The following is a 17541-nucleotide window of genomic DNA, read 5'->3' on the forward strand; positions in this document are numbered from 1 at the left end:
GGTATCCCAATCGGATTTTCTTTCGGGCTGTTCCGTGAGCGTCGCCGAGTGACGGAAACTATTTGACGGACTGTCGACAACTCGGCCACATGTCCGGGCAGACGTTCGGCGAGTTCGTCAACGAGTGGCAGAACGGCGTCCTGTTGCTCTTCGCCGCGCTCGTTCTGGGGGTGATTCCAGCGGCGATAGTCTCACAGTTCGGGCCAGCGGTCACGCTGCTGGCCTTCGCCGTCGGGACAGCAGCCGCCTTCGTCGCTCTCTCGTATCTGCTGTACGGCCGCTGACCGCTGTGGCCGTGCGCGAGTGGACCGGCATCGCCGGTCCCGAGCGAAGACGGGGAAGGGCAGGCGTGCTGTATAGAACGCGCGTGTGCAGCGCTTGTCGCGATCAACCGGACAAGTCGGTACCGCAGATTCCAGCAGCGCAATCACTAACACACTCGAATACGTTGTATTCGGTATGAGCTCATCCATCCGCATCTCTGCTGAGACCAAACGGAAACTGGAAGCGGTCAAGCGCGAAGACGAAACGTTCGACGAACTACTGGACCGCCTTGCTATCACCCGGACTGAAGAGGACGTTCGTGAGATGGCTGGCTTCGCTGCGGAAGGCATCGACGAACACATGGAACAGAAACGCGCGGACCTCAACGACTCGTTTGAGGCCCGGACATCGGGCGCGGAATGATCCTGCTCGACAACAACATTATCCGGAAATACGCCCGTCCGAACCCAGATGAAGCCGTTCTCACATATCTATCTGAGCATCGCACTGAACCGTGGAGTATCTCAGCTCTCGTCCTTTTCGAATTTCTGAGCTATTACGATAGCCAGTCAGAACAACGGGCCCAACGAAACCAACTGACCCAGGCCGTCGATGACGTGATTAGCTTCGATGCGGACACTGCTGCGGAGGCGGCCAGTATGGAGCGCTCGCTCGATGCGGCTGGTGTCTCACTCGACGCTGCCGATCTGCTTATTGCCGCGACAGCGCGTCAACACCAAGCGACGTTCGTAACCGCGGACAAGAACGATTTCGACAAGACGGTGATTCACGAACTGATGGCTATCGACATCGTCGACACTTGCTGACTATGGAGTATGTATCTGCTGTACTGACGATTTACGACTATACTGAAGAGTCGTAACTGCTGCTTTCAGGGAGAGCACAGTGGAATATCTGCTCGATGAATCCGCGCACTGAGCAGCGGATTCAGACGGACGCGTCTGGACCAATTGAACTCGTCATACTGACTACACTCAGTATCTCGCACGAGGTCGCTGTCAGCTTTTGCGGGTTCCGTTAGCGCCGCCGAAAGAGAACTGTTCGTCATCAGACGAGCGTAGCGAGTCGGTTCCACCGCGACGAGCCGACTACCGCCCGCCTCCGGCGGGCGACAGGAGGCGAAGTCGCGATTTTTCCCCATGTTTTTGCCCGAGCGAGCGCGCCGACCGCGCGCTCGCGACGGTGCAAAAAGTGGGCTCAGATTTGCAGAAACTGCGTCACCAGCCACTTGGTGAAGGTCCCCGTGATACCGCCGATCCAGGCGAGCAGGACGAAGTGCAGATAGGTGTTTGCCTTGTGGCCGCCGTCGATGGTCCGGATCATCAGCGCCGACAGCATGGCCGAGAACATGATGATGACGACGAGCAGGAACTCGATGAGCGGGATGTTGTAGACGCTGGTGTTGATGAGGGAGTTGACGTCGAGCCGGCTGCCGGCGTTGAGGTCCAGTGACATCTCGGCGAGGATGTTGACGACCTGCAGGCCGATGAAGAAGGCGAACGTCGAGGCGGCCGTAATCCCGTACAGCAGACCCACCATCGTCGTCGTCGCCTGTTTGCGCTTCTGGCGCAACTGCAGCACCTGGTTCATGTTCGCGGCGATGAGCTCGCCGAGCTGTTTGGGCGAGCCACCCATCTCGCGGCCGATGAGGTACATCTCGGAGAACGTCTGGATGAGATAGGAGCGACAGTCGGCGGTGAAAAAGCGCCACGCAGCGGTCGGTTCGATGCGCATGTTGAGCCGTTTGTAGAGGTCGTTGATGTTCGGGGTCAGCGAGCCGAAGTCCTTCTTGCGGAGCGTGCGAAGCACCTGCCCGGTAGTAGACTGTTTCGCCCCTTCGGTGGCCCCCAGCGCACGGATGAAGCTGGGGAACTCCCCGTCGCGGTCCTTGACTTTCCCCTCTTCCTGCCGGAAGACGATGCCGGGGATGAGCATCGGGGTGATGGGAACGACGGCGTAGAACGGGAGGGGGACGCTGTCGAGGAAGAAAAAGATGTCTTCGAGCGCGATGGGCGAAACGCCGAACATCCCCCCGACGGTGACGAACAGGAGGACCGTCGAGAGGCCGACGCCGGCGTACATCGACTTGTCGAGGCGCTCCTCGGTGGGCGAGGGGTACTCCTCGGGGTGGAACCACACCGGGTCGTAGGGGGCCATCGAGCGGATGGCGAGGTAGAAGCCGGTCTGGACGAAGATGTACATCACGATAACGGCGCTGACAGTCATCGTCGGGTTCGTGCCGGTCAGGACGGGGAGCACGACGGCAAAGACCAGCGCGAACGTCATCGAGAGGATCATCGACAGATAGAGGTCCTTCATGACCTCCAGACTGTCCAGCGAGCTCCGGTACACCGTCGTGTAGTGCTGGATAATCTGCTCCTGTTCGGACAGCAGGTAGTCTTCGAGGGACTGACCGGCCCCGAGCGTGTAGGCGAGCCGGTCGAGGAAGTCCGAGAAGGCGTCGCTCGGCACCTCCTTGGCCCGGCGGCGACAGGCGTCGTCGAGGCTCTGGTTCCACGTGTCGACGAGCTGGACGATGCGGTGCATCTCCATGGCGAGTTCGCCGTACTCGTCCTCCTTTGCGAGCGTGCGGAACACCTCCATCCGGTCGATTTTCGTCGTCGCCAGCACCGTCATGTGGGTGATCATGAGGTGGAACCGGTTGTTGAGCTCGCGCTTGCGCTGGGAGAGCAGTATCTTGGGGTAGAAAACCGCGGAGGCCATGGCCAGAAAGCCAAGCAGCGGGATGGGCGCTCGAATCATCATCGGCAGGTCGAGCAACAGCGCCGCCACCGTCGAGAGGAGGAAGAACACGACGGAGGGGACGAGGATGAAAAAGAGGTACCGCTCCAGGGGAATCGTCATCTGGCGGTACGACTCGACCAGTCCCTGAACGGTCTCGGAGATGGTCAGTTCGATGCCGCTGTCCGCCTCGCTCTGGGCCATGGTCAGTCGGGTCTGGAGATGTTGAACGGGATTCCTTCGACGCCGTCGCGCTGGAAGTCCGAGATGAAATCGTTGACTTCGTGGTAGCCGACGATACCCTCCTGAATCGCGCGCTCTATCATGTTCGCGCGGAACTGGAGGTCGTCGTAGATGTCGCGAGTGTCCTCGTACCCCAGCAGCGTCGCGATCTGTTCTTCGAGCACGAAGGAGTTGTTCATGCCCTGAAAGACGATCTCGTCCTCGACTGGGTCCCAGTTGAACACCTGCCGGGTGACGACACCGTCCATCTCCTTGGAGTAGCCCTCTATCTCCTGGACGCTGGTGACGCGGCGAAGCACGTTGTCGCCCTGCTTGACGCGGTTCTGGAACAGCGCCACGTCGGCCACGTCCATGAACGTCTCGGGGACGTTGATGGGCTCGCCGGTGAAGCGCTGAATCATCGAGACGATGTCGCTCGCGTGGAAGGTCAGCATGACGGGGTGGCCGGTCTGGGCGGCCTGGAACGCCATCCGCCCCTCCTCGCCACGGACCTCGCCCACGATGATGTAGTCGGGACGGGACCGCAGCGCGGCGGCGACGAGGTCGAACATGTCGATGCTCGTGCCCTCGTCCTCGCCCTCACGGGTCAGCAGTTGCTGCCACGTGTTGTGGGGCGGCAGGACCTCGGCGGTGTCCTCCGCGGTGTATATCTTGGCGTCGTCGGGGATGAACGAGGTGATGGCGTTCAGCGTCGTGGTCTTCCCGGACGCGGTCTCGCCGACCACGAAGACGGTCTGTTCGTTCTCCAGACAGAGCCAGAGATACGCCGCCAGCTCGGGCGAGAGGGTCATCCACTTCGTGATCTGGAAGATGGAGAGGGGGATCTCGTCGCCCTGCCGGATGGTGAGTGAAGGGCCTTTCAGGCTCACGTCGTCGGAGTAGATGAGGTTCAGACGGGAGCCGTCCGGCAGCGTCGAGTCGACGATGGGGTCGGAGTCGGAGACGGGGTCGCCCATCCGTTCGCCCATGTTGCGCAGCCACTGGTCGAACGCCTCCTCGGTTTGCCACTCGACAGTGGTCTGGAGCATGCCGTAGACGCCGTGGTCGACGTGGCACTCGCTGCGGCCGATGACGTGGATGTCCTCGTTGGCCGGGTCGCGCATCACCGGCTCCAGCGGACCGAGGCCGACGATGTCGCGGTTCAGCCGGTAGAGGATGTTCTCGTAGGTCGACTGGGTGACCTCGACGCTGCCCACGTCGGTGATGTTCTGGAGGCGGGTGAGGACGCCGCTGTCGCTGTCCTCGTCGCGAATGCGGGTCGTCTCCTGGAGGAGCTCCTCGATGCGGTCGTCGTACTCGGACTCGCTCTCGGGGGCGGGCTTGTTGACGCTCTTCTGGAGGAGGCGGTTGCGGACCTTGTCGAAGACGACGCCCTCGTCTTCGTCCAGTTCGGGCTCGATGGCGTAGTATTTCGTGTCCTGCCCGATGTCGCCGTAGACGTGACAGAAGATGGGGCCACCGACCGGGTAGAGGACGTTGGGTCGGTCGGACTCGTACTCGCCGTCGGCCTCGTCGATGAGCATCGGGAACTCGCCGGTGATCTGCTTGAACTTCTTCAGGTGGTCCCGGAGGTGGGGTCGGCGAGCCGCTATCTGTCGCAGTTCGTCCGACGGTTTCGCGCGTCCGTGGTCGGTCATATCTTGGAACCCTCCTATGCGACGCTCCGCGATTCGATGACGATGCCGGTGCCCGACCGCACCGAGAACCCGATGGTGTCACCGACCTGTTCGCCCATCCCGGCAAACCGGAGGACGTTAATCTGGCGGCGGGTGTCGTTGCCGACCTCGATCATCTCCAGTTCGATGAACACGTCGGCGATTGCGCGGAACGGGCCGATGGCCTCCTCGTCCAGCGTCGACGGGTCGACGGTTATCATGATGCACTTGCCTTCCGAGATGATGTCCCTGAAATACGAGATTATCTCCAGGGCCGCCTGGCGTTCGTCGTTGTTGCGGACCAGCGCCTCGAACTTGGGGTCGTTCCGGAGGATGGCGTCGAAGGTGTCGATGACGACGACGTCGGCGTCCCACATCACCTCGGCTTCCATCAGCCGGCGGAGTAGCTCCTTTCGCTCCTGTGGCTCGTCGGTACCGGAGAACGTGTTCGAGTCCCCGATATCGGCGTGCAGGAAGAGGACGTTCTCGTCGAGTATGTGGTCGACCATATCGTACGACAGCGAGTGCATCTGGTCGAGGAAGCTGCCGACGGTGAGCTCCGTCGAGAGGTAGGTCACGTCGTGGCCCTCCTGGCAGAGCCCGTACGTGAACCGCTGGCTCATCGCGGACTTCCCGGCGCCGTAGTCGCCCTCGACGAGGATGATGCTCCCCGGCGGAATGCCGCCGCCGAGTTCCTTGTTCAGTCGGTCGTGGTCGTCCAGTCCGAGCGAGAACAGGTCGGTACTTGCGAGACTCATAGGCGGAACTCGAACACCTCCTCGTCGTTGTTGACGGTGAGCTGGACGCGGTGGTCACCCGGGTCCAGCGACTGTGCTATCTCGACGCGGACGACGGTCCCGGGCTGCCAGGCCCCGTTCCCGTCGGCCCTCGTCACCTCGTAGGCCGTGACGAACTGGCCGTCGACGAGCACGTCCATCTGTCCGGGGTCGGCGGCCAGCCGTTCCGTGCCGGTGTTTTTCACGTACAGCGTGATGTTGCCGCTGTCGTAGATCGCGTCGCTGCCGCTGTCGGAAATCACCTCCACGTCGGTCCGCACGTCCTGACTGACGTCGAGCCCCTGCTCCGATATCGCGCCGCTCAGCTGTCCGATGCTGCTGGTGAACACGCCGGCGACGCTCGCGGCGATCATCATCGAGGCGATAAACAGGATGAGATGGGAGACCGAGACGCTCGCCACGTCAGACCACCTCCGTCGCCGCGACGCCCGGCCCCGTGACGAGTTTGACGCGGTTGGGTCGGGCCGACACCGTCGCGTTAATAGCCAGCGTCTCCCCGGGCAGCCAGAGGTCCGTCGCGGTGTCGCCCTCGACGGCCGTCCGGTAACCCGTCTGGTAGCTGTTGTCGAACAGCACGTCGACGTCTCGCACCGAGAGCTCCGTGGTACCGGTGTTCTCGACGGTGACGTTGACGTACTGCGGGGTCGCGTTGTAGCTCACGTTGGTCATCCGAATCTCGGTGTTGGTTCGGTCGAGGCTCCGGTCGGCCCGGTCCTCGCGGGCGTCGTTGACGGTCTCGATGCTGTTTGCGGTCGCCGAGTAGAACATCCCGAAGCCGATGAAGGCGGCTACGAAGATGAGCGCGGCCGAGCCGCTAACGCTGAATCCCATCCGAGCCACCTCCCACGAGCTTCGAGAGCGCGACGGCCTCCGCGCCGCTGTCCTCGTCGAGCTGGGAGATGTAGCGAAGACTCTCGGTGTGGTGGTCGATAGTCAGACCGCTGCCGGAATCGTCGACGTCGTCGAAGCCGCGGAGGTAGTCCGCGAGGTCGTCGGCGACGGACTGGTCGATCCAGCCGATGGTCTCGTAGTAGTCGATCGCGCGGGACGTCTCGCGGTAGCCGGCCTGACTGACCAGGAACTCCAGCCACTCGATGATTATCATGTCCGCCGCGAACCCCTCCGGCATCGCCGCCAGATAGGGTTTGCCGTCGTCGCTGTCGGCGGCGGGCTCCGGGGCCGTCTCCGCCGTCGGTTCTGGCTCCGGCTCGGGGGCTGCCTCGGGCTCCGGTTCTGGCTCCGGCTCGGGGTCTGCCACGGGTTCCGGCTCCGGTTCCGCTTCGACCGCGCCCATGCCGTCCCCGTCGGCCGCTTCGTCGGCCTCGTCCTCGATGACCTCGTCGAAGAGGTCGTCGTCTTCGAGGTCGCCTTCGTCGTCGTCGAACATCTCGTCGTCGCCCAGAAGGTCGTCGCCGTCGTCCTCCAGCAGCTCCTCGTCGTCCCCCGGTTCCGCCTCACCGTCGGCCCACTCGGCGTCGCCCGACTCGTACTCGTCTTTCAGCTCGGCGAAGGACTTGCCGCCCTCCCCGTCGTCGCTGTTCTCGTCGTCCATATCGAGCCCGTCGTCCATACTCATGTCATCTTCCTCCTCGAACTCCTCGTCGAACGCGCCGCCGTCGTCCTCGAACTCCTCGTCGAGGTCGTCCCCGAACATGTCGTCGCCGTCGTCCATGGACACCTCGTCGTCCATCGACATGTCGTCCTCGACGAGGTCTTCGTCGAAAAACCCCTCAGCGTCGGCGCTGGCCACGTCGTCGTCGATGTCGTCGGGTTCGTCGTCGCCACCGTCGTCGTCGAACAGACCGAACGAGCCATCGCCCATACCGCCCCCGCCCATACCGGCGTCGACGTCGTCGGCGAAGGGGTTCACGCCGCGCGTGACCATCTCGTAGATGTCGAGCAGCTTCCGGACGTTCTCCTGGACCTCGTCGACGGACTCGGAGATCGACTCGTTTTCCGTACGGACGGTGTTGACCGTCGACGAGAGGCTGCCAACCTCGTTTTCCAGTTCGTCGATCCGGTGTTCCAGCTCGTCGTTGTCCGGCCCGGTGGCGTCCTCCATGTCGCCGAACTCGTCGTCGCCGAAACCGCCCATGTCGTCGTCGTCATCGAGGCCGCCCAGCCCGCCGAGGTCGTCGCCGCCGCCACCGCCGTCGTCACCCATCAGCCCGCCGCCACCCATCTCGTCACCGCCGCTGTCGTCGTCGCCCTCGTCGTCCGACATGATAGAGTCGAACATGTTCTTGATGCTCATCCCGACCAGGCCGCCCGAAAGCAACACGACCAGCGCCGGCACGAGCGCGGCCACGTCGGGGGTAAGTGCCTGCAGCGTCGGCACGAGAGCGAAACTACTCATCGTCTACCATGATTTCCGCAGACGCCCTTGAATATTCCGTCTAGCCTATCATAATTGATAACAAAATCGTTGTTTAACATATATTCCTTGTTAAATAAAGCCATTCTCTCACGGAGTATCGGTTCCGCCTCCGTTTCATATGGAGATTTAGAAGTAGAGCGTCTGAGAAGTGCGCCTGCGGCAGACATCCGTCAGACGGTCCCGCTGCGCAGAGCGCCTCGTCGTATTTCAGAAATCGAAAATCAAAGGACGACAGACCCGGTGTTCGCGCTCTTGACCACGAGGTCACCGGAGTCGGCCTCCAGTCGGAGCGAGCGACCGTGGTCCCCGCCGACGTCCTCGCCGGTGACGGGGATGTCGTACTCCGAGAGGGTCGTTCGGACCTGGTCGAGGTTGCGCGCCCCGATGGAGGAGCCGTTCTCCGAGAAGTCGAGCATGTCGCTCCCGCCGGCGATCTTCGCCTCCATCGTCGTCGTCGAGGCCCCGACAGCTTCGAGCGCCTCGACGAGTTCGGCTACCCCGGTGTCCGCGAACTTCGCCCGGTTGCCGCCCTCGACGTTCTCCGCGGTCGGCAACATGATGTGGACGAGCCCGGCGGCCCCCGTCGGTTCGTCGTACAGCGCGATGCCGATACAGGAGCCCAGCCCGCTCGTCGTCAGCACCGCCGCGTCGGTGGTCACCTCGTACTCGGCGATACCGACTTTCAGCCGCTCGGGCTTCGTCGCTCGGGCCCCGTCGGTCTGGCTGCCGTCGTACACTTTCATTATTCGAATATCTGTTCGACGTCGGCCTCGGTCTCGTCGGCGCGGTCCACGTCTAAGTCGTCGAGCGCCACGCGCAGTTCCTTCTCGTTTGGCAGGGCGTGAATCTCGGCACGGAACTCGATGTCGTCGGTCTCCATCTTCGAGTCGATGATGAAGGCGTGCTCCTGGTGCTGGCCGACCTGTGCGGCGAGCGGGTCCACGATAGACCGCCCCATGTCGTGAACGAGTTTCGGCGGCGTGTGGTCGACCGAGGTCTGCAACACGTTCGCCCAGCCGTCGACGAAGCCGCTGGTCATGATGTTGCCCAGCTCCTCGATAGCGGCCTCGTGTTGCTCGGTCAGCCCCTCGCCCTCGATTTCGACGGGCATCATCGCCTCGGCGACGTTCTCGGCCGACACCTCGTCGAAGAGGACCATCAGGTAGCCACTGGGGACGCCGGTGAACTCCACGACGGTGCCGACGTACGTCTCCGTGCCGATCTGCTTTGGCACGTCCTCGATGGGTGCGAAGCTTATCTGGGTCACTTCGGCTTCGGTCGGGATGCCCGTCAGCATCTCGACGTTGTCGGCGGCCTGCTGTGTGCCGCTGGTCGTCATCTCGTTGAACGTCTGGAGCTTGTCGATGGGGATGGCGTCGCCGTCCGTGTCGGCGCTGTCCATCATCGCGTCCGCGAGCGGTTCGTACTCGGGCAGCATGTAGATGTAGAAGTTCACGGACTCCCCGACCCACTCGATCGCCGATTTGAAGACGAACACCTGCCGGTGGTCGTCGGCTTCGGGGGCCGCCGGCAACACCTCGGCCCCGGACTTCTCGATGTATTCGGGCGGCGAGTGGTCGATAGTCGAATCCAGATAGTCGGCCCAGCCGTCGATGAAGCCGCTCATCATGATGTTGCCGATCTCGTTGACCGCACTGCGGGCCATCGCCGGGTCGTCGCTGGCGCCGCCCGTCAACGAGTCGGCGATAGTCTCGGCGGATTCGGCGTCGAACACCAGCACGGTGTCGCCCTGCAGGACGCCCTCGTAGCCGAACTGGACGCCGACGAACTCCCGGCCCGCGAGGTCCTCGCCGATGTCGGCGCGGTCGAGCAACGTGATTTTGGTCACGTCGACGGCGGCGTCGATGCCGGTCATCTGGGCCAGCGCCCGGGTGGCCTGCTGGGCGCCCTCGTGGGCGAGCTGGTTGAACGTGCCCAGCGACTGGATATCGACGTTCATCTATGACGGGACGACGTCCTCGATAGCCTCCATCACGCTGGGTTTCTGGAAGGGCTTGGTGATGTAGCCGTCGGCGCCGGCCTTGACGGCCTCTTTCATCTTCTCCTCCTGCCCGACGCTGGTACACATGATGACGTTGGCGTTCGGGTTCGAGGACTTGATCTCGCTCGTCGCCTCGATGCCGTCCCGAATCGGCATCACGATGTCCATCATCACCAGATCCGGGGTCTGTTCTTTGTACACTTCGACCGCCTCCACGCCGTTCTCGACTTCCCCAACGATAGTGTGGTCCTCTTCGAGAATCTCCCGTAGCAGGTTCCGCATAAACTCCGAGTCGTCGGCTATCAGTACGTCTGGCATGTTGCCAGCTACTACCGGAATAACCGGCATAAACCTGACCCGTAAATTATCGCTTGTGATACCACCGGCTGCGAGCGGTTCGGCCGGGTGTCACAGCGCGGGGAGGGCGTCGGCGACGAGCGCGACGAGGTCGAACGCGTAGCTGCCATAGCGGAAGTAGACCAGCGCGGAAAGCAGGAGATACGCGGCGGTGAACCCGGCCGACACGGCGACGGCGACGGTGACGGCCCGGTCCGGGACACGGTCCGTGACGGTCCGGCCGACGGTGACGACCGCACAGCCGGTCGCGGCTGCGAGTTGCCACAGCGCGCTGTACTGGACCGCCTCGCCGACCGCCAGCTCCAGACCGACGATTCCGCCGAGCAGGACGACCAGAGCGGCGACGAGACCGGCGAGAAACGACCCCGCGAGCCACCGCGACCGGGACAGGCCCGCCCGGACCGCCGGGATGCGACAGACGCCGTACGCGCTGAGCGCGATGGCGGGGTGGAGATACCGGACGGTGAGCATGCTGTAGAGTGGGAGTCGGGGCAGATAGACAAGGGTCAACACCGCCGCGAGTGTGACCACGAGCAGGTCGGTCTGGCGAGCCGGCCGCCAGGCCCGCGGATCGAGCGCCCCCAGCGGGCCGTCGACGAGGCGCCGAGCGCGACGCCCCGCGAGCGCTGGCAGCGCCGCCAGCGCGCCCAGAATCGGCATCGCTTCGAGCACGGTGAGGTCGATGGGCTCGTAGTCGTTGTTACCGTAGCTGACGCTCGGAATCGTCCCGCTCCGGACGAAGATATGCCAGAGCCGGTCGGGCTCGCTCAACACTGCGAGGCCGCCGCCGACGGACTCACCGGCGAACGTCGACACCGTTCCGACGGCGTCCCGGGCGACATCGACCAGCGGCGGAGCGGGCTGTCCACCCCCGGGGCCACCGCCACCGGCGCTGTCGCTACTGCCGTTCCCGCCGACAGTCGTATCGTTCCCGCCCTCGCCCCCGCTCGTGTCGTCCGGCGGCGGCGAGAACTCGGCGTCGCTGTCCACGGGGGACAGCAGACGCGGCGGTTTCGCGGGGTTCCCGCTGATGGCGTAGTTCGTCGCGAGCATCGGCGTCGACGCCACCAGCAGGACGAGCCCCACGACCAGCAGCGACCGGACGCTGTAGTCCCGCGTCGTCAGCAGGTCGACGACCCCCAGCACGGCGACGACGAACAGCGCCTCGAAGGCGTGGACCCAGGTGATGTAGCCGGCGAGGGCGTAGGCCCCGGCCCGGGCTCGCAGGGCGGCGTCGCCCTCCCGGTGCCGACTCACCGCGAACGCGTACACCGCGCCCAGAACCAGCGTCGCGACTATCGTGTGGCGCTTTGGGAGCGTCGCCCAGAAGCCCACGGGCGTCGCCACGCCGAGCGCGACACCCGCGGCCAGCCCCACGCGGCGCCCGTGTAAGAGCGCGAAGAGGCGGTACACGACCAGTCCCGCCGTCGCCGCCACCAGCAGCGTCGAGAGCTGGAGCGCCACGAGCGCGAGGCGGTCGGTCGGAAGCGCGGTCGCGGTCAGGACGCTCGCGACGAACAGCAGGGTGACGACAGCGGCACCGACGGCGCGGGTCCGTCCGCGGTCGAAGCGCTCGAACTCGCTCAGCTGGGTCACGAGGGCCAGTCCGACGCCGGCCCAGAGCCCGGCGAGCAACACGCGCGGAGCCACGACCGTCGAGAGCCCTTCGAGAACCCACACCAGCGGGACCGCGAGCGCGAGCTGGCCGTAGTTCCGGCCGTAGAACCGGCCGGCGTGTTCGTGGAGGCCGGGCTGGGAACCGAGCGTGAGCGAGTAGCGCAGCTCCGTGACGTGGAGCTGCCCGTCGGCCAGCGCGACCAAGGTGTTCGCGACCGCGTAGGTGTCCTGGATGAAGAAGCCGACCCGCCAGGCCAGCCCGAACCAGCAGACGAGCCCGAGCCACAGTACGAGGCCCTGCCGGTCGCCAAAGAGCCAGCGGCCGCCGTCGACCAGCCGACCCCGGGGGTCGTCCGTCACGGCTGCCCCCCGACGGTGACGGTCGCTCTGGTGAGGGGACGGTCGCCGGTGAAACTCTGGACGCGGACGGACAGCGTCGCGTCGTAGGACCCACCGGCGGTGCCCGGCGGTATCGCCCGGTCGTCGGGCGCCAGCCGGTAGGTTCCCGGGCCGGTCACGACGCGGCTCTCGATAAGCCTGATATCCAGCGCCGGCACCGAGACGACGTAGAGCAGCCGCGGGCGGTCGGTGACGCCGCCGACGGTGACCGTGGCCGTCGGCACACGGAGGTACGTGACGTTCGCCCCGAAGCGCCCGGGCGTCAGTGCCAGTTCGGACCGGTCGACGGTGATGTCGGTGACTGTCGCGTCACCGTCACCGAAGGAGGTGTCGGCGGCACTCGTCACGTCGACCCCGGTCAGGGGTCCGGTCCCGACGAGGGCGAAGACGACGAAGAGTCCGGCCACAGTCACCCATCGAACCATCGCGTGTGCTACCAACGACTGTCCCGTGGCTTAAACCCCTCGCCGCTACAGCTGTGCGCCGTCGCGCTCCTCGACCGCGTCGACGAGGTCCGCGATACTGTCGTCGGGGCTCAGTCCGACCGACCGGGCCAGGGATTTGACGCTGCCCGGCGGGTACTTCACCGGGACGTTCGACTCCGAGAGCAGGATACCGAGGACGTCCTCGACGTCGGTCGACCCGTCCATCTGGCGGCCGTACCAGAGCATGAGGCTCTCGAAGACGGTGACGATGTCGTTCGAGGAGAGGCGCTGCTGGTCGACCTCGCCGTCGAACTTCGCGGTCACGTCGAACCCGTAGCGGGCGTTCGAGTCGGCCATCTGCTCGGCGAGCCACTCGTGGACGTTCCCGTCGGTGAACGCCGGAGTCTGTGGGTCCGGTTCCCGCTCGGTGCGGGGTCGCGGCGGCGTCGGCCCGCTGCCGGCGGTGTCGTCCTCGCGCACGTCCGGTGAGACGACGTACCGACCCTCGTCGATCTGGGTGACGTGCTCGTCGTCTTCCAGATCGAGCTCGTCGGGGGAGAGAATCTTCCCGTCTTCCGGATTCGGTTCGTCGGGCCCCCGGTCCATACCCCACAGTGTGAGAGGAAGAACTATAATTCCGTCGCTGGTGGGCGTCGAGCTACCGAAAAGAGAAGTCGCGCGGATTTAGAGGTTGACCGCAGAGGCGCCAGACAGGGTCTCCGGGACCACGAGTCGCAGTTCCGTGGTGCCACCGGACTGGGTGTTGATCTGGATCGTCGCCGTGTCACCCTCTTCGAGGCCGCTGGTGGTGGAGACGATGTTGCTGGTGTCGAGGATGAGCTGTGCGCGGTCCGCGGGGTCGTTGAGCACGACACCGGTAGAGCTGAGCGAACCGTCCTCGTCTTGCACGTCGGTCACACCGAAGTTCTCGCCACCGGGCGAGAGGGCAGTGCCATCGGTGTTGTAGCTCCCGTAGGTCAGGTCAGTCGACCCGCTGGAGTGGACGAACTGCAGCGTCGTCGTCCCGAGGTCGATGTTCCCCGCACCGGGGGCCTTCTTCACCGTGATGCGGACGGTCTGTACGCTGCCGGAGTTGATGTCTTCACCGACGGCGCTCACAACCTGGAGCCGGTTGGTCACTTGGTCACTACTCTGCTGTCCGGTTTCCTCGGCACCGCTCTGCAGGAACCCGGCCGTGTTGATCAGGACGCCCGCGGCGATGGCCGCCACCAGCACCATCGCGATGAACACGATGAGGGTGCCGATACCGACCTGCCCGCGGTCGTCGTCGTTCCGTAATTCGTTGAACATGTATATTCCGGGTCTGTCTGACCCTACAGTCAGTCTGCCTTTCACCAGTAATAATACCTCTCCCCAAAATATCTCTCCTGATAACAGACGTTGTGGGCGCTCTTCCATCGCTTTTCGGCTTAATCTCCAGACGAAGCTCACGTTCGCGAAGGGGCGGAGTGGCAGTCTGTAGACAGAAAGCGGTGGGACCGAACCGGGATGTGGTCGACGGGCCCGGTGTGTCGGTACGCACACGCGAGGAGCGCAGCAGCTGCGGGGTCAAGCGTCGAGACCGAAAAGGGGACCTGTGGCGTTACAGGTTGACCGCGGAGGAGCCGGATAGCGTCTCTGGGACCACGAGTCGCAGTTCCGTGGTGCCACCGGACTGGGTGTTGATCTGGATCGTCGCCGTATCGCCCTCGGCGAAGCCACCGGTTATCTCCTGGGTGTCGAGGATGATCTGTGCGCGGTCCGCGGGGTCGTTCAGCACCGGGGCGTCACCCTCGATGGACTGGCCGCCCTCGTCCTGAACGTCGGTGACGTCGAACGCCGTCCCGGACGGGTCGAGCGTCGACTCGTCGGCCGCGTACGTCCCGAAGGTGATGTCGGTCGACCCGCTGGAGTGGACGAACTGCAGCGTCGTACTGCTCAGGTCGATGTTGTTGGCGCCGGGCGCCTTCTTCACCGTAATCGAGACCGTATCGACACCGTCCGAGCTGACGTCGGTGCCGACGGCACTGACCACCTGGAGTCGGTTGGTGACCTGGTCGCTGCTCTGTTGTCCGGTTTCCTCGGCACCGCTTTGCAGGAATCCGGCCGTGTTGATCAGGACGCCCGCGGCGATGGCCGCCACCAGCACCATCGCGATGAACACGATGAGGGTGCCGATACCGACCTGCCCGCGGTCGTCGTCGTTGGGTCTGAAAGCTTCGAGCATGTATATTCCGGGTTGTACTACCCTATCCGAGTGTTCTTTTCGCTACTGATAATCCCTTTCCCCGAGTATTTATTGCTGATAATAAGCTTCTATGGCGCTCTACACCCGATTTTTCCCGATAGAGTGGTGTATCCGGTACCGTGATTCCCAGCGGCCGTGGGACGAGTGGCGGCGCGTCGACAGTCGCTACCGAGCGAAACTGCGTAGAACTGCGGTGTCGGAACGCCCGTCACTCGTACGTGACGAGACTGTACATCACGAACAGGTAGCCGAAGGTCGTCAGTCCGCTGTTGACGAGCAGGAGCGACCGGACGCCCTGGAAGTCGTTGATGAACGCGCTTATCATCGTCGCCGCCGCGCCCGCGACCGCGAGCGAGAAACCGAGCGACAGGTAGAGCATCGCCTGCCTGGACGTCTGGACGTACGCCCGCATCGCCATCCCGACCATCGTGAGTCCGGCGACGACGAACACGAGCGTCGAGACGGCATAGAGGAGTTCTATCATCTGCACTGGGACCACGTAGGCGAACCCCCGTATTAAATCCACGCTCGAAAATATCTACGCTGATAATCGGCCCGCTTATCTGTCCGAGAGGGTGCGCCAGGCCTCGTCGAGCTTGTTCGTGACTTCGGAACGCTCCTCGACCTGCACGCTCAGCCCCTCGTCGAAATCGACCCGTACTTCGTCGACGTTACGTCGATATACTTTGATACGCCGCCGGTCGTCCGAGAGGATGTTGTCGTGGAGTTCGAGCAGATCGTGTTCGGTCAACTCGTCGATACGCCGGTAACAGGTCGCGATAGGAATCTCGAGTTCGTCGCTCAGGTCCTGTGCCGAGATGGGTTCGTCCGTCGCGTCCAGTATCTCGGCGCTGTATTTGTTTCCCAGCGTCTGGAGCAACTCCGCGGATGCCATCGTTATCAAATCATAAATTCAGACTTTAATAAAGCTATCGGCGATGATACTGTCCGATTCGAGCGACGATAGAATTTTCGCGGAGAGCGCGATACCAACTGACAGAGAGTTCCTCGGCGACATTTCACGTCCTAATAACGGCGACTATATCGGCGACTCCTCCTCGCTCATCATCGAGAAGGCGCTCGCGTTCTGGTGGACCTTGAGGCCGCCCCAGTCGATCTCCATCGGGTAGATATCCGTCTCGATGTTTTGCTTTCGCATCTTTGCGACCCAGACGTACCGGCTGACACCGGAGTCGGTCGGGGTCTGGATGAGGTAGATGTTCCCGTCGGTGAGGTAGTTCTCCAGCCCGATCTCCGTGTCCGGGAACACCGCTCCCTGTTCGTTTGTCAGCAGCGTCGTCAGCCCGTTCTCCCGGAGAATATCGGTGAGTTTCAGCAGGTAGGTTCGCTTCTCCTTCTCGCTCTCGAAGAAGAGCTGGAACATCGCCAGCGAGTCGAGCACCAGCCGGTCGTAGTCGTCGTTTTCGAGGTCGTCCAGCAGGATTTCGAGCGAGGAGGAGAAGTCGTTCTCCCGGAGCAGCACCTGCTTGTCGTACACCTTGATATCGCCGTTTTCGACGTACTCGGGCCACTTGTCGAAGCCGATGGACTCGGCGGCCTGCCGGAGGTCCGACTCGTTTTCCTCGAAGGAGAGGTAGATGCCTTTCTCGTCGAACATCTCGACGCCGTTGTAGATATACTGGAGACAGAGTATCGACTTCCCGGCACCGGGATTACCGCTTATCAGGGTCGTGGAGTTCTTGACGATACCACCGTTGAGGATGGCATCGAGACCGTCGATGCCAGTCTTGGTTAGCTGTATCATATTCGGGATGTTTGTGGTTGGTTACCTGTTCGTCGTTGTCGGGTGTTAAAAACTCTTGTTGCCCGACACGCTTTGGCTCGCTACTGTGTGCTGTGAACGACAGCCGGGTCGACCCAGATGACGAACTCGTCGTCGCGCTTGACGACGCCGCGTATCGAACCGGAGTCGTTCGCCGGAGACTGGTCTATCTGTTCCGGTGTGACCTGGACGACCTGATACACCTCGTCGACCAGCCACCCCGCTGCGCCCTGGTCTTGGACGATATCCGGGTCGAAGACGATAATCCGCTGGCCCTCGCTGTCGCCGTGGATGCCGAAGACGGTCTTCGGGTCGACGATGGACGTCGTCCGCCCGCGGAGGTCCATCACCCCTTCGACGTGGGCCGGGGCGTTCGGGACCTGTGTCAGGTCGCCGATGTCGACGATTTCGGTCACGTAACCGATGCTGACACAGTACGTCTCCTCGCCGAGTTGGAATTCGAGCACCTGACCGGTGGTAGTTGACTGGGCTGCCATGGCTCCGGATTACCTGAACGTCGTCGATGGGCCTATAAAAGGCTGCTTGCTGGACTATCAACTTTGATTACGTGGGCGGAGTCTTTATTTTGGGCCAGTTGGGAGTTCGGCGTA

Annotated in this window: 21 protein-coding genes; 3 read left to right on the forward strand and 18 right to left on the reverse strand. The window is 63.4% G+C overall.

Going from position 1 to position 17541, the window contains the following annotated elements:
- Nucleotides 1–89: 89 nt before the first annotated feature.
- The 3 genes from NDI56_RS19515 to NDI56_RS19525 all read left to right on the forward strand — a co-directional run bounded on the left by NDI56_RS19515 (nucleotide 90) and on the right by NDI56_RS19525 (nucleotide 1091).
- Nucleotides 90–284: a DUF8144 family membrane protein gene (locus NDI56_RS19515; RefSeq protein WP_310921469.1), complete on the forward strand. Its 195-nt coding sequence runs from the start codon at nucleotides 90–92 to the stop codon at nucleotides 282–284.
- 175 nt (nucleotides 285–459) lie between these two features.
- On the forward strand, nucleotides 460–687 hold the full coding sequence (locus NDI56_RS19520) for a DUF7557 family protein (protein ID WP_310921471.1): 228 nt from the start codon (nucleotides 460–462) through the stop codon (nucleotides 685–687).
- Nucleotides 684–1091, forward strand: coding sequence for a type II toxin-antitoxin system VapC family toxin (locus NDI56_RS19525; RefSeq protein ID WP_310921474.1), 408 nt, complete (start codon nucleotides 684–686; stop codon nucleotides 1089–1091). The genes NDI56_RS19520 and NDI56_RS19525 overlap by 4 nt, the downstream gene beginning before the upstream one ends.
- Nucleotides 1092–1482: 391 nt before the next feature.
- Here the strand turns inward: NDI56_RS19525 and flaJ are convergent, their stop codons facing one another.
- From flaJ to NDI56_RS19615, 18 genes are all read right to left on the reverse strand, one after another.
- A complete protein-coding gene (gene flaJ / locus NDI56_RS19530; protein WP_310921476.1) occupies nucleotides 1483–3231 on the reverse strand; it encodes an archaellar assembly protein FlaJ in 1749 nt (582 codons plus the stop codon).
- Nucleotides 3232–3233: 2 nt separating this feature from the next.
- Nucleotides 3234–4907 carry a type II/IV secretion system ATPase subunit gene (locus tag NDI56_RS19535; RefSeq protein WP_310921477.1) on the reverse strand — a complete coding sequence of 558 codons (1674 nt, stop codon included), beginning with the start codon at nucleotides 4905–4907 and terminating at the stop codon, nucleotides 3234–3236.
- Nucleotides 4908–4921: 14 nt separating this feature from the next.
- Nucleotides 4922–5683 carry an archaellum protein ArlH gene (gene arlH, locus NDI56_RS19540; protein ID WP_310921478.1) on the reverse strand — a complete coding sequence of 254 codons (762 nt, stop codon included), beginning with the start codon at nucleotides 5681–5683 and terminating at the stop codon, nucleotides 4922–4924.
- Nucleotides 5680–6123: an archaellum stator protein ArlG gene (arlG, locus tag NDI56_RS19545; protein ID WP_310921479.1), complete on the reverse strand. Its 444-nt coding sequence runs from the start codon at nucleotides 6121–6123 to the stop codon at nucleotides 5680–5682. Before arlG ends, arlH begins: the two co-directional genes overlap by 4 nt.
- A 1-nt stretch (nucleotide 6124) precedes the next feature.
- Nucleotides 6125–6553 carry an archaellum stator protein ArlF gene (gene arlF / locus NDI56_RS19550; protein WP_310921480.1) on the reverse strand — a complete coding sequence of 143 codons (429 nt, stop codon included), beginning with the start codon at nucleotides 6551–6553 and terminating at the stop codon, nucleotides 6125–6127.
- The gene (locus NDI56_RS19555) at nucleotides 6537–8078 is read right to left on the reverse strand and encodes a FlaD/FlaE family flagellar protein (RefSeq protein WP_310921481.1); all 1542 of its coding nucleotides are present in this window, start codon (nucleotides 8076–8078) and stop codon (nucleotides 6537–6539) included. Before NDI56_RS19555 ends, arlF begins: the two co-directional genes overlap by 17 nt.
- 242 nt (nucleotides 8079–8320) lie before the next feature.
- Nucleotides 8321–8842, reverse strand: coding sequence for a chemotaxis protein CheD (locus NDI56_RS19560; RefSeq protein ID WP_310921483.1), 522 nt, complete (start codon nucleotides 8840–8842; stop codon nucleotides 8321–8323).
- Nucleotides 8842–10059 carry a chemotaxis protein CheC gene (locus NDI56_RS19565; protein ID WP_310921485.1) on the reverse strand — a complete coding sequence of 406 codons (1218 nt, stop codon included), beginning with the start codon at nucleotides 10057–10059 and terminating at the stop codon, nucleotides 8842–8844. The genes NDI56_RS19560 and NDI56_RS19565 overlap by 1 nt, the downstream gene beginning before the upstream one ends.
- Nucleotides 10060–10419 (reverse strand): chemotaxis protein CheY, encoded by a 360-nt coding sequence (gene cheY / locus NDI56_RS19570; RefSeq protein WP_220588638.1) that lies wholly within the window; start codon nucleotides 10417–10419, stop codon nucleotides 10060–10062.
- A 90-nt stretch (nucleotides 10420–10509) separates the two neighbouring features.
- On the reverse strand, nucleotides 10510–12435 hold the full coding sequence (locus tag NDI56_RS19575; protein ID WP_310921487.1) for a hypothetical protein: 1926 nt from the start codon (nucleotides 12433–12435) through the stop codon (nucleotides 10510–10512).
- The gene (locus NDI56_RS19580; protein ID WP_310921488.1) at nucleotides 12432–12899 is read right to left on the reverse strand and encodes a hypothetical protein; all 468 of its coding nucleotides are present in this window, start codon (nucleotides 12897–12899) and stop codon (nucleotides 12432–12434) included. Before NDI56_RS19580 ends, NDI56_RS19575 begins: the two co-directional genes overlap by 4 nt.
- Before the next feature lie 45 nt (nucleotides 12900–12944).
- The gene (locus tag NDI56_RS19585) at nucleotides 12945–13505 is read right to left on the reverse strand and encodes a DUF7500 family protein (RefSeq protein ID WP_310921489.1); all 561 of its coding nucleotides are present in this window, start codon (nucleotides 13503–13505) and stop codon (nucleotides 12945–12947) included.
- Nucleotides 13506–13583: 78 nt separating this feature from the next.
- On the reverse strand, nucleotides 13584–14210 hold the full coding sequence (locus tag NDI56_RS19590) for an archaellin/type IV pilin N-terminal domain-containing protein (RefSeq protein WP_310921490.1): 627 nt from the start codon (nucleotides 14208–14210) through the stop codon (nucleotides 13584–13586).
- A gap of 292 nt (nucleotides 14211–14502) precedes the next feature.
- Complete coding sequence (locus NDI56_RS19595; protein WP_310921491.1) at nucleotides 14503–15126, reverse strand: archaellin/type IV pilin N-terminal domain-containing protein; 624 nt, start codon at nucleotides 15124–15126, stop codon at nucleotides 14503–14505.
- 229 nt (nucleotides 15127–15355) lie between these two features.
- Nucleotides 15356–15631, reverse strand: coding sequence for a DUF7521 family protein (locus NDI56_RS19600; RefSeq protein ID WP_310921611.1), 276 nt, complete (start codon nucleotides 15629–15631; stop codon nucleotides 15356–15358).
- Between the two features lie 75 nt (nucleotides 15632–15706).
- Entirely contained in the window at nucleotides 15707–16042 is a 336-nt protein-coding gene (locus NDI56_RS19605) for a helix-turn-helix domain-containing protein (RefSeq protein ID WP_310921492.1), read from the reverse strand.
- Between the two features lie 144 nt (nucleotides 16043–16186).
- Nucleotides 16187–16912 (reverse strand): RAD55 family ATPase, encoded by a 726-nt coding sequence (locus NDI56_RS19610; protein WP_310921493.1) that lies wholly within the window; start codon nucleotides 16910–16912, stop codon nucleotides 16187–16189.
- Nucleotides 16913–16992: 80 nt separating this feature from the next.
- Nucleotides 16993–17427, reverse strand: coding sequence for a chemotaxis protein CheW (locus tag NDI56_RS19615; RefSeq protein ID WP_310921494.1), 435 nt, complete (start codon nucleotides 17425–17427; stop codon nucleotides 16993–16995).
- Nucleotides 17428–17541 lie beyond the last annotated feature (114 nt).

This window comes from Halomicroarcula saliterrae, from assembly GCF_031624395.1.
GTDB classification, from domain to species: Archaea; Halobacteriota; Halobacteria; order Halobacteriales; family Haloarculaceae; genus Haloarcula; species Haloarcula saliterrae.